This is a genomic window from Phaeobacter italicus (genome assembly GCF_019801785.1).
GTDB lineage: Bacteria > Pseudomonadota > Alphaproteobacteria > Rhodobacterales > Rhodobacteraceae > Phaeobacter > Phaeobacter italicus.
On record NZ_JAHVIJ010000006.1, the window covers coordinates 120953 to 133389 of the forward strand.

Sequence of the window (12437 nt, forward strand, 5' to 3'; positions counted from 1 at the left end):
ACCTAAATGACCGCCGAGCAAGCCCAGACAGAGACCATCGCACAGGATGCCGCCCCTGCAATCCCGCAGGATGAGGATCGTCTGCGCGCGGATCTCTACAACTTTCTGGGGCTTATGCTGTCCGGCCCGCCGGATGAGATGCTGCTGGAGCAGGTGGCGGGACTTGCAGGCGACGACACTGATTTGGGCACAGCGATCAATGCGCTGGCCAAGATCGCCCGTCTCACCAAACCGGCCGCTGCCGAGCGGGAGTTCAACAAACTCTTCATCGGTCTCGGGCGGGGCGAGCTGCTGCCCTACGCCAGCTATTATCTCACCGGTTTCCTGAATGAGAAACCGCTGGCATCGCTGCGTCAGGATATGGCCGCGCGGGGCATGACACGGGCCGAAAATGTCTATGAGCCAGAGGACAACATTGCCTCGCTGATGGAGATGATGGGCGCGCTGATTGCAGGGCGTTTTGGGTCTGCTTCCCCGCTGAGCGATCAGAAACAGTTTTACAACAAACACATCGGCCCCTGGGCTGGTCATTTCTTTTCCGATCTCGAAGCCGCCAAGAATTCGGTCCTCTACGCCGCTGTCGGCGCGGTGGGCCGTGTCTTCATGGACATTGAAGCCGAAGGATTTCGGATGAGTGCGGAGCAATCCGCCTGAGCCGGGACGGCCTGCCGTCCCACAACCCCGTGAACCAACTATCTGAGGAGGAGGATCACATGACCAGAAAGACCGAGGAGGCCCAGAGCCGCCGCGACTTTCTCAAGCTGGCAGCGACCACAACGCCGATTGCGGCGGTGGCGGTTGCAACGACCGGCGGCACGGCCGAGGCGGCCGAGCCAGACCTGACATCTGAGGTGATGCAGGATACCGCGCATACCCGCGCCTATTACGACAGTCTCCGGTTCTGACGCACCGGTGATCCGCCAACGCCTGCGGCAACTGGTTGCGTGACGCCCGACCGCCAATGGCCCCTGAAACCCCAGCGAGCCCGAAAGGGAAGCAAGGGAGGAACACATGCTTAGGAAAAAGACCAACGGGGTTGCGCGACGCCCCCAGCGGACCAGTATCCTGTCCAAGGTTGCGGAAAGCTCCGTTGACCGCCGCGCGTTTCTGCGCGGATCCGGCCTGGCCATCGGTGGCCTTGCTGCCATCAGCGCCACGGGTGGCTCTGTCACCAAGGCAAATGCCGCAACCGCCGCGGCGGGTGCTGTTGAAACCATCAAATCTGTCTGCACCCACTGTTCGGTCGGCTGTACTGTTGTGGCAGAGGTGCAAAACGGCGTCTGGACCGGTCAGGAACCCGGTTGGGACAGCCCGTTCAACCTTGGTGCCCATTGCGCCAAAGGGGCTTCGGTCCGCGAGCACGCCCACGGCGAACGCCGCCTGAAGTATCCGATGAAAAAAGAAGGCGGTGAGTGGAAGCGCATCAGCTGGGAGCAGGCGATCAACGAGATCGGCGACGGCATGATGCAGATCCGCGAAGAAAGCGGTCCGGATTCCGTCTACTGGCTCGGCTCGGCCAAGCACAACAACGAACAGGCCTATCTGTTCCGCAAGTTCGCCGCCTATTGGGGCACGAACAACGTGGATCACCAGGCCCGGATCTGTCACTCGACCACTGTTGCAGGTGTTGCGAACACATGGGGCTACGGCGCCATGACCAACAGCTACAACGACATCCACAATTCGCGTGCGATCTTTATCATTGGCGGCAACCCTGCAGAAGCACACCCTGTGTCGCTCTTGCATGTGCTGAAAGCCAAAGAGCAGAACAATGCGCCGCTGATCGTGTGTGATCCGCGCTTTACCCGCACGGCAGCCCATGCCGACGAATATGTGCGCTTCCGTCCCGGCACCGATGTGGCGCTGGTCTGGGGGATCCTGTGGCACATCTTTGAAAACGGTTGGGAAGATCAGGAATTCATCCGCACCCGCGTGTGGGGCATGGACCAGATCAAGGAAGAAGTGGCGAAATGGACCCCGGAAGAGGTCGAGCGCGTTACCGGCACCCCCGGCAGCCAGCTGAAGCGTGTGGCGCGGACGTTGGCCAACAACCGCCCCGGCACCGTGATCTGGTGTATGGGTGGCACCCAGCACACCACCGGCAACAACAACACCCGCGCCTACTGTATTCTCCAGCTGGCTCTGGGGAACATGGGGACATCGGGTGGCGGGACCAACATCTTCCGTGGCCACGACAACGTGCAGGGTGCGACCGACCTTGGCGTTCTGAGCCACACATTGCCCGGCTACTACGGCCTGTCCAAAGGCGCCTGGGCGCATTGGGGTCGTGTCTGGGGTGAAGATGGCGAATGGCTTGCTGGCCAGTTTGACACCCTCAAAGGGGCCGACGGCAAAGACAAGTCGATGCAGAACCTGACGGGTATTCCGGTCAGCCGCTGGATCGACGGCATCCTTGAAGACAAGGAAAACATGGACCAGCCCAACAATGTCCGGGCCATGGTTCTGTGGGGCCACGCGCCGAACTCTCAGACCCGTATGACGGAGATGAAGACGGCGATGGAGAAACTGGACATGCTGGTCGTTGTTGACCCGTATCCCACCGTTTCTGCCGTGCTGCATGATCGTACCGATGGTGTGTATCTGCTGCCCGCCTGTACCCAGTTCGAAACCCGTGGGTCTGTCACCGCGTCGAACCGCTCTTTGCAGTGGCGCGACAAGGTCGTCGATCCGCTGTTCGAAAGCCTGCCGGATCACGTGATCATCGCGAAGTTCGCCAACAAGTTTGGCTGGGCCGATCGGCTCTTCCGCAATATCGAGATGGAAGATGCCGAAACGCCGAATATCGAGAGTGTGACCCGCGAATTCAACCGCGGCATGTGGACCATCGGCTACACGGGTCAGACACCAGAGCGCCTGAAGACCCACATGGCCAATCAGCACACCTTTGATCGCACAACGCTGCGCGCAGTTGGTGGCCCTGCTGATGGGGATTACTACGGTCTGCCGTGGCCCTGCTGGGGCAATGCAGAGCTGAACCACCCCGGCACGCCGAACCTCTATGACATGTCCAAGCCTGTCTCAGAGGGTGGTCTGACCTTCCGTGCGCGTTTCGGCGTTGAGCGGGACGGTGACAATCTGCTGGCCGAAGGTGTCTACTCTGCTGGGTCCGACATTCAGGATGGCTATCCCGAATTCACCTACCAGATGCTGAAGGATCTGGGCTGGCACACCGAACTGACCCCGAACGAGCGGGCGTATATCGCCAAGGCGGCCGGTGTCGACGGGTTTGCGGACTACACCGAGGAAGTCGGCGAGCAGAGCATGTCTCCGTTCCCGTCCGACTATGATGACAAGGTGGCAAAGGTGAACTGGAAAACCGACCTGTCCGGCGGGATCCAGCGCGTTGCGATTGCGCATGAATGTGCGCCCTTTGGCAACGCCAAGGCCCGTGCCGTGGTCTGGACCTTCCCGGATCCGGTGCCGATCCACCGCGAGCCGCTTTATACCAACCGCCGGGATCTGGTCGAAGACTACCCGACATACGAGGATCGTCATGCCTATCGCCTGCCGACCCTCTATGCGTCGATCCAGAAGAACGACGTCTCCAAGGAGTTCCCGATCATTCTGACTTCCGGTCGTCTGGTCGAGTACGAAGGCGGCGGCGAGGAAACCCGGTCCAATCCATGGCTGGCAGAGCTGCAGCAGGACATGTTCGTCGAAATCCACCCGCGTGATGCCAACAACATCGGCGTGCGGGACGGCGCACAGGTCTGGGTCGAAGGTCCCGAAGGCGGCAAGGTCAAAGTCATGGCCATGGTCACCGAACGGGTCGGGGAGGGCGTTGCCTTCATGCCGTTCCACTTTGGCGGCCACTACCAGGGTGCCGATCTGCGGGACAAATATCCCGATGGCGCAGACCCCTATGTTCTTGGGGAAAGCTCCAACACCGCGCAGACCTACGGCTACGACAGCGTGACCCAGATGCAGGAGACGAAGTGTACTCTCTGCAAGATCAGCGCAGCATAAGGAGAGAAGAGATATGGCAAGAGCGAAGTTTCTCTGTGACGCCGAACGCTGCATTGAATGCAACGCCTGCGTCACCGCCTGTAAGAACGAGCACGAGGTGCCCTGGGGTATCAATCGTCGTCGTGTTGTGACCATCAATGATGGCACCCCCGGCGAGCGGTCGATCTCTGTCGCCTGTATGCATTGTTCCGACGCGCCCTGCATGGCCGTCTGCCCGGTGGATTGCTTCTACCAGAACGAAGAAGGCGTCGTCCTGCACTCCAAGGATCTGTGCATCGGCTGTGGCTACTGTTTCTATGCGTGCCCCTTCGGTGCGCCACAGTATCCGCAGGCAGGCAACTTTGGCAGCCGCGGCAAGATGGACAAATGCACCTTCTGCGCCGGTGGTCCGGAGGAGACGCATTCCAATGCGGAGTTCTCCAAATACGGCCGCAACCGGATTGCAGAGGGCAAACTGCCCATCTGTGCCGAGATGTGCTCTACCAAGGCGCTGCTGGCCGGTGACGGCGATGTGGTGTCCGCAGTCTACCGCGAGCGCGTGGTCGCCCGTGGCTTTGGCACTGGTGCCTGGGGCTGGGGAACCGCCTACGAACAGAAGGGCGGCTGATCCGGCCCCCTTCACCCAAAAGGGATGGCCCGCCGCTGCGGGCCGTCCCGATTTTCGATTTCAAATGACAAGACAATCCAAAAAGGAGTGTAGCCCATGCTGCGCCTTGCCTTTGCCATTCTGATGCAGCTGACCCTGCTGACCGGGATCGCTACCGCCCAGGACAGCGGTGCCGCTGCGGCCCCTGATCGCAGCGCCACCGGCGGTGCACAGACGCTTGAGGACATTCTGGCGCGCCAGCGTGGCGAAAAGATCGACGACAGTTTCCGGAGCAACGATGTGGGCGCCGGTGCCATCGGCGCAGGGATCACGGAACAGCTCGGCACCCTTGGCGGGGCGTCCGATCCGGAGTTGTGGCGTGCGATCCGGTATAATGCGGCCAATTTGCGTGTCTCTGCCGGGGGCGATGTTGCCACTGTCTTGGTGCAGGATGGCGGCATGCGCTGGCTCACCTTCCGAGACGGACCGTTGCGCCAATACGGTGGTTGGCTGCTCCTTGGGACATTGGGCGCGCTTGCGGTGTTCTATCTTCTTCGCGGGCGGATCCGGATCGACGAACCTTCGACGGGTCGCACGGTTACCCGTTTTCAGTTCATCGAACGCTTTGCCCACTGGGTGCTGGCGGGATCATTCATTCTGTTGGGCCTGACCGGACTTGCCAGTCTTTTTGGGCGCATGGTGATTGCGCCGTATCTCGGCAAAGACATCAACGCGGGTCTGCTGATTTGGAGCAAATGGGTCCACAACAACGTCTCATGGGCCTTCATGCTGGCCCTTATCATGGTGTTTGTGATGTGGGTGGCCCACAATATCCCGAACCGGACGGACCTTGTCTGGATCCGTCAGATGGGCGGCATCGTTGGCAAGGCGCACCCGCCTGCGAAAAAGTTCAACTTTGGCCAAAAGCTGATCTTCTGGTCAGTGATCGTGCTTGGCGCATCGATTTCGGTATCTGGCCTGTCGCTGCTGTTCCCGTTTGAGCTCCCGCTGTTTGCCAAGACATTTGCGGTGCTGAATGACTCCGGTCTGCCCCAGTGGCTGGGCTATGGGGTGCTGCCTGTTGAGCTGGCCCCGCAGGAGGAAATGCAGCTGGCTCAGACCTGGCATGCGATTGTCAGCTTTGTCCTGATGGCGATCATCCTGGCCCATATCTACATCGGCTCTGTCGGCATGGAAGGCGCGTTTGATGCGATGGGCACCGGCGAGGTGGACGAGGCCTGGGCGCATCAGCACCACTCGATCTGGCTGGAGGAAATGCGCGAAAAGGGCGAAGTCACGAAGGCGGATGGCACCAGCGCCAAAGGCGCCACACCGGCCGAGTAAGGCCCATGGCGCTGCGGCCCTTGTCCTGCGCTTTGCGTCAGCCTCTGTCAGGTGGCACGGCAGAGGTTGGACGGGCTGCGCTACTATCGGGGCTTGGTCTTCTATGGCTGGGCGCGGCTGCGATGGCACAGGACAACGGCGGTGGCACCCTGACCTTGCCACTGCCGGAAGCCACAGCCCAAGAGGCCGCGGAATTCACAACCCTCAAGGGGCACGGGGGCCCGGTCATGGCATTGGATGTGTCACCGAGCGGGCAGGTTGCAACCGGCAGTTTCGACAATGCAGCGGCCCTGTGGACGGGACGGGCGCCCCAGTGGCTGGAGGCCCACGAAGCAGCCGTCACGGCGCTGGCATTTGTTGATGCAGGCCGGTTGGCCACGGCCGGTGATGATTTCGCGCTTTACCTTTGGCAGGAGGGGGAGGCCAAGGCAGCCCCTATCGGTCAGCACCTTGGAAAGGTGCGTGCCTTGGCTGTCGCGCCTGACCAGAGGTTTTTGGCGTCTGCCAGTTGGGACGGAGAGATCGGCCTGTGGCCCCTTGGCGAGGGAGAGGCGCGCAAAATCAAGGTGGGCAGCGGCATCAATGATGTGGCGATTGGCACCGATGGGGCGGTCTATGCGGCAACGATGGCCGGAGAAATCCTGATCTTTGACCAGCCTGACAGTCCGCCGCAGCGGCTGGTCCAGCAGGGCTTTGGCATCAACCAGCTGATCTATGATCCGGTTGAGAAATGGATTGCCTATGGTGCGGTCGACGGGGCCACGCGGGTGGTCCACAGCGAAACAGGCGCAGCGATTGCCGATTTCACGCTGGATCGCCGTCCCGTCCTTGCGATGGCGCATCATTCTGACAGCGGATTGCTCGCCGTGGGGGATGGGCAGGGCTATATCATGGTTGTGGACACCAAAGCCTGGCGCATCCATTCCGATTTTCGGGCCAGCAGACAGGGACCTGTCTGGGCGCTCGCCTTTTCTTTGGACGGCCAGACAATCTGGGCGGCGGGATTGGATGATGTGGCCTATGGCTGGCCTGTCGCAGTGATGGGAGAGTTGGAGGCGGAAATGGCTGGCAATCGCTCTTTTCTGCGGGATCCTGAAACCATGTCGAACGGCGAGCGGCAGTTCATGCGCAAATGTTCAATCTGCCATGCGCTGACACCGGACGAGGGGCGCAAAGCAGGGCCAAGCCTGCATCAGGTATTTGGCCGAAAAGCCGGCACGCTTGCAGGCTATCGCTATTCCGAGATCCTTGATGGATCTGATATAATTTGGGACGAGAAGACAATCGATGCCCTCTTCGATCTGGGACCGGATCACTATATTCCCGGTTCCAAGATGCCGATGCAGCGGATCACCGACCCGCAGGACCGGCTGGATCTGATCGCGTTCATGAAGCGCGCAACCAAGGTGGAGAATTAACCAAATGAAAGCCATGTTGACGGGATTTGCCGCCATCATCGTGATTGCTGCCGGTGCGAATTTCGCGCTGGATCGGGCAGGCTATGCCTCTGACGAGAAATTGTCCGGCCCCTCTGTACGTCTGGACTGATTGTGCTGACCACTGCCGAGGCACCCCGCGACGAATATGGGGAAAATCTGGCTGGCGCGTCGATCCTTGTGATTGATGACGAACCCGGCATGCGCAATTTCATGACCAAGATCCTGACGCCCCGCTGCAAAAGGGTAGAGCAGGCGGCCTCGGCTGCCGAGGCGTCCGCGATTCTTGATCAGGCCCATTTTGATCTGGTGATCCTGGACAACATCATGCCCGGTAAAACCGGTCTGGAGTGGGTGCAGGAGCAGCGCAAGGTCGGGCTCTTTGCCGATACGGTGCTGGTGACGGCCTATGCGGATCTTGAAACCGCAATTCAGGCGCTGCGGGTCGGGGTAGCGGATTTCGTTCTGAAACCCTTTCGGGCCAATCAGATCCTGAACTCTGTGGCGCGGGCATTGGATCGCAAACATCTGCGGCGCGAGAATTATCTGCTGAAACATGCCCTCTCTGCAGAAGGGACCGCAACACGTGGCCGACTGCTGGGAAAATCGCCTGCGATCCAGACCGCACGAGACATGATCACACGGCTGGCGCCAATGCCGACGCCCGTGCTGTTCACTGGTGCGAGCGGAACCGGCAAGGAAATCGCTGCGCGCACGCTGCATTCGTTGTCGGACCGGGCAGACAAACCTTTTGTCGCGGTCAACTGCGCGGCGATCGCGCCGGATCGCATCGCGCATGAACTGTTTGGCATGGTCGATGCGCAGGACCGTCGTCAGGATGGCCTGTTCCTGTACGCCGATGGCGGCACGCTGTTCCTGGATGAAGTCGCCCAGATGCCGGAACAGGTGCAGGCTGCTCTTTTGCGGGTGCTGGAAGATCAGAGGATCAGACCGGTCGGCGCAGAGCGGGACATTCCGCTCAACCTGCGCTTTCTGTTTGCCACCAACGCGGATCTGGACCAGGCCGTGGCAGAGGGGCGTTTCCGGGCTGATCTCTATCACCGGATCAATGTGGTCAACATTCAGATGCCGCCGCTCAAAGAACGGGTGGAAGACATCGTTGAGCTGGCCGCACTGTTCATGGAGCAGTTTTCGACCACCCTGGCGATGCCCGCTTTGGAACTGGATGCGGAAACCCTGCTGAAATTCAGCCGCTACGACTGGCCCGGCAATGTGCGCGAGCTGCGCAACCTGATCGAACGATCGGTGATCCTTGGGGGCTTCCCGGAGGAGTTCGCAGGCACGGGCAGCGTGACTGGCAGTGCTGCGATGGATACGCTGGATCTGGTGATGCAGCGCCACATCATGCATGTGCTGGATGCCTGTGACGGCAACCGCGCAGAGGCGGCGCGCAGGCTGGGTGTTTCGCGCAAGACGATTGACCGCAAATGCGCAAGTTGGGGCGTTTGATCGTCTCAGGCGGCCTGTTCTGCCTGTGCTGCCGGTAGCCAGATGGTGAAAACGGCCCCTGTGACACTGCCGTCCACGATGCGGTTGTCGGCGGTGATATATCCGCCGACCCGCTGAATCAGGGTCTGGCTGATCGACAGGCCCAGTCCGGTGCCTTCGCCAAGGCGGGTGGTGTAGAACGGGTTGAACACCGAAGGCAGCACATCCTCGGCAATGCCGGGGCCTGTGTCTGCAACGGTAAGGCATGCACCGGGGGCCCCGTCATGATCCAGTTCCCGCAGGGTGAGCGTGAGCGTGCCGCTCCCGCCCATGGCCTGGGCTGCGTTGAGTATGAGGTTGATCACCACCTGCTGCAGCTCACCGGGATCGATCCGCACCTGTGGGCTTGTTTCGAAGTCCTTCTCAACAGTGATTGCCTGTTTGGTGACGACATGATCGACCAGAACCAGACAGTCGCTGACCACCGGCGCCATATCCAGGCTTTCCTCGAAGGTGCCAAACTCTGAGGGGCGGGCGAATTGCAGCAGCTTGCCGACAATGGCGCTGATCCGCAGGATCTGGTTGTCGATCAGGTCCAGCTCTGTTGCGACCTCGGCCCCGGCCTCTGGTGGAAGTGTCATGCGCACCACGTCGACATTGCCCTGAATGACGGCAACGGGGTTGTTGATTTCATGCGCGACCCCGGCAGTGATTTCCCCGATAGAGGCGAGCTTTTCGCTCATCACCAGCTGTTTGAAGGTTGCTTCCAGTTTTTCGTTGGCCGCGCGCAGCTCGGCGGTGCGCTGGTCAACCCTCTCGTTCAGCTCTTCTGCCCAGTCGCGCAGTTTCTGGTCGCGCTCCTGCACCTGATCCAGCAGGCTGTCGAGATGGGCAGAGACCTGACCGATCTCATCCTGACGCCCGATGTGCCCGTTGCGGGCTGTCAGATCGCCCCGTTCCACCCGCCCCATTGTACGGCTCATCTTTTCAAGCGGAGCAAAGATCCCCTTGGCGAGCCACAGAAATAGCGGTGCTGACAGCAGCAGAACCGACAGGAACGATAGAACGACGGTCCAATAGGCCGAGAATTTGGCCGCTGCAAAAGGCGCCTCTAGAAAACCGACGTAAAGCATGCCGACCCGGTCGCCAAAGCTGTCGGTCAGGGGCAGGTAGCCGGAGATATACCAGTCGTTGACCACAAAGGCCCGGTCGAGCCAGGTCTCTCCCTCGATCAGCACCGCATTGCGAACAGCCCGCGATACACGAGTGCCAAGGGCACGGACATCCTCAAACAGGCGCACGTTGGTTGACACACGGGTGTCGCCCAGAAACAGGGTTGCGGTTCCCTTGCGGCTGATCCTGTGGCTGTCGCCCAGATAGACAAGCGCATTGATCGTATCGATGAAATCAAGGTCACGGTTCAGCAACCGTCCGGCCACCAGAACGCCGCGCGCGCCCTCTACCGTTACCGGCGCGGCCGAGTGGATGACCATGCCGCGATCTTCTGCCGGGCGGGTCGTGGGAACGGCGGCTTCGGTTTCGATCAGGGGGATGCGGGCGCGGGCGCTCAGTTCAGAGGAAATCGCATCAAGATCAGCCGCTGAAAAGATATCGATTTCAGAGGCCAGCAAGCCGGTGCTTGCCCGTTCGATCACCGGCCAGCGGCGGGCATCGCGGTCTATGCTGCGCATGGGCAGGTAATAAAGAAAATCCAGCTGCAACCGGGCGCGTTCACGATCCAGAAAATCCAGCTGAAGATGGGGGCGGTCGCTCAGCACTTCGGCAAAGCGGGCAGAGCCTGCAATCGCCGCCAGATCATCGCCGGTTCCGTTTTTCAGCTGCCGCAGATATTGGTCCGCGATCTTCAGGTCGCTTTCCACATTGACGATCAGAACGTCATCATAGTCCGCGTTCCATCGGGCCATCGCCACAACCAGCAAGAGCGGCATCATCACGGCCAGCGGCAACAGCGCAAGCAGCAGGAGGCGGAGGCGGACGGATTTCAAGGCGATGCTGTCCCGTGGGCTGATCAGTTCGGTTTACCGGTGCAGGCCCGGACAAGATCAGTGTCGCATGCCCAAGGGGAGAGCGGCAAGGCCGGGCAGGAACGGCCTGGCCCCACCTTTGCGGACCCGCCTTGTGTTTTGCCTGATGGCTGGGCTTGGGGTCGGCCCCTGTCAGGCGGGGATCGCCTTTCCGGCCCAATCAAACACCGCGCCGCTGTCGCCGGGGGTAAGCCCTGCAAGCACGTCAGCCAGATACCCTGCAGCCTGCGCCGGGTCGAACAGCTTATCTTCTGGGACGTTCTTGGAAAACGGGCCAGACAGGTCGGTGCGCACGGTGCCGGGGTGCAATCCGACACAGATCAGCTGTTCATGGGTGCGTCCCATTTCGATGGCATAGTTCCGGATCAGCATGTTCAGAGCGGCCTTGGAGGCGCGATAGGCGTGCCAGCCGCCCAGCTGGTTGTCACTGATCGACCCGACGCGCGCCGAAAGTGCGGCAAAGGTAGCGGGTGATTTCCGTGGCATCAGTCCGAGAAATTGGCGCGCAATCATAGCCGGGGCAAAGGTGTTGATCGCAAAGACCTGTTCAAAGGCAGCAACGGATTGCTGTCGATAGGACTTTTCTGGCTGCAGGCCATTTTCGTCCGATAGAATTCCGGTGGCGACCACGATCAGATCAGGATGGACCTTGGACTGTCGGATCTGGCCGGCCAGCGTTTCCAGTGCGGCCTCGTCCGTGATGTCGACGCGATGATTTTGCACGCCTGGCCGCTCGGGCAGGGGGCGGCGCGCAATGGCGTGGAGCGTTTCGACATTGGGCTGGGCTGCGTAGTGGTCGACCAGCGCCGAACCTATGCCGCCGGAGGCGCCAAAGATGATCACATTGCGGGGCAGGGTCATTCTCAGCTTCCCATCAGTTTCAGAAACAGGCGGCGGGGCAGGTGTTTGCCAATGGTAAAGACCCAAGAAAAAGGCGCGGGGAAGCTGGTTGAAAACCGCCCGCTGCGCAGGGCGCGCATGCAGGCGTCCGCCGCTTCCTGAGGCGTCTGGATCATCGGCATGTTGAAATCGTTCTTGGCGGTCAGGCGTGTTTCGATAAAGCCCGGATTGATGACCTGCACCTTGATCGGTGTCTTATGGAGATCGGCTTGCATGTTTTCTGCCATATGCATGACCGCGGCCTTGGAGGCCCCATAGCCGGTCGCGCCGGGCAGACCAGTGTGACCCGCCAGAGAGCCGATCAGGGCGATGTGGCCGCTGTTGCGCTCTACCATCTGCGGGATGACACGCCCCACCACCCGCATGGCCCCCATGAAGTTCACGTCGCAGATCAGCTCTACCTTTTCGGGGTCCCAATCCTGTGCGGGCATCGGGTCGTAGGCACCGGCACAATAAAGCACACCGTCAATTTGCCCGATATGCTCCACCGCCTGCTGGATGCTGTCAGGATCTGTCACATCCAACGGAAGGGCGGTGGCGTCAGACAGTTCATTTGCCAGGTCGTCCAGCTTGTCTGCGCTGCGGGCTGACAGAACCAGGCGCGCGCCTTCTGCGTCCATCTTGGCTGCGATGGCGCGGCCCAACCCCTCGCTCGCCCCGACGAGCCACCATGTCTTGCCTGCAAACATC

General features: G+C 60.8%; 11 protein-coding genes. 8 read left to right on the forward strand and 3 right to left on the reverse strand.

Annotated features, from left to right (window positions below):
* Positions 1-6: 6 nt before the first annotated feature.
* From KUV39_RS15320 to KUV39_RS15350, 8 genes are all read left to right on the forward strand, one after another.
* The gene (locus tag KUV39_RS15320) at positions 7-654 is read left to right on the forward strand and encodes a TorD/DmsD family molecular chaperone (protein WP_008559540.1); all 648 of its coding nucleotides are present in this window, start codon (positions 7-9) and stop codon (positions 652-654) included.
* Between the two features lie 59 nt (positions 655-713).
* On the forward strand, positions 714-905 hold the full coding sequence (locus tag KUV39_RS15325; protein ID WP_008562985.1) for a twin-arginine translocation pathway signal protein: 192 nt from the start codon (positions 714-716) through the stop codon (positions 903-905).
* Positions 906-1011: 106 nt separating this feature from the next.
* Complete coding sequence (locus tag KUV39_RS15330) at positions 1012-3987, forward strand: formate dehydrogenase subunit alpha (RefSeq protein WP_222460220.1); 2976 nt, start codon at positions 1012-1014, stop codon at positions 3985-3987.
* 13 nt (positions 3988-4000) lie between these two features.
* The gene (fdh3B, locus tag KUV39_RS15335; RefSeq protein ID WP_008559327.1) at positions 4001-4594 is read left to right on the forward strand and encodes a formate dehydrogenase FDH3 subunit beta; all 594 of its coding nucleotides are present in this window, start codon (positions 4001-4003) and stop codon (positions 4592-4594) included.
* 96 nt (positions 4595-4690) lie between these two features.
* Positions 4691-5917 (forward strand): formate dehydrogenase subunit gamma, encoded by a 1227-nt coding sequence (locus tag KUV39_RS15340; protein ID WP_008559261.1) that lies wholly within the window; start codon positions 4691-4693, stop codon positions 5915-5917.
* 5 nt (positions 5918-5922) lie between these two features.
* A complete protein-coding gene (locus KUV39_RS15345) occupies positions 5923-7335 on the forward strand; it encodes a c-type cytochrome (protein WP_222460221.1) in 1413 nt (470 codons plus the stop codon).
* A gap of 4 nt (positions 7336-7339) precedes the next feature.
* On the forward strand, positions 7340-7465 hold the full coding sequence (locus KUV39_RS18740) for a hypothetical protein (protein WP_008558747.1): 126 nt from the start codon (positions 7340-7342) through the stop codon (positions 7463-7465).
* Positions 7462-8823 carry a sigma-54-dependent transcriptional regulator gene (locus tag KUV39_RS15350; RefSeq protein WP_037302693.1) on the forward strand — a complete coding sequence of 454 codons (1362 nt, stop codon included), beginning with the start codon at positions 7462-7464 and terminating at the stop codon, positions 8821-8823. Before KUV39_RS18740 ends, KUV39_RS15350 begins: the two co-directional genes overlap by 4 nt.
* 5 nt (positions 8824-8828) lie before the next feature.
* Here KUV39_RS15350 and KUV39_RS15355 read toward each other — a convergent pair whose 3' ends face one another.
* The 3 genes from KUV39_RS15355 to KUV39_RS15365 form a co-directional block, all read right to left on the reverse strand.
* Complete coding sequence (locus tag KUV39_RS15355; protein WP_008558857.1) at positions 8829-10808, reverse strand: sensor histidine kinase; 1980 nt, start codon at positions 10806-10808, stop codon at positions 8829-8831.
* A gap of 171 nt (positions 10809-10979) precedes the next feature.
* A complete protein-coding gene (locus KUV39_RS15360) occupies positions 10980-11708 on the reverse strand; it encodes an SDR family NAD(P)-dependent oxidoreductase (protein WP_222460222.1) in 729 nt (242 codons plus the stop codon).
* Between the two features lie 2 nt (positions 11709-11710).
* The gene (locus tag KUV39_RS15365) at positions 11711-12436 is read right to left on the reverse strand and encodes an SDR family NAD(P)-dependent oxidoreductase (protein WP_222460223.1); all 726 of its coding nucleotides are present in this window, start codon (positions 12434-12436) and stop codon (positions 11711-11713) included.
* Position 12437 lies beyond the last annotated feature (1 nt).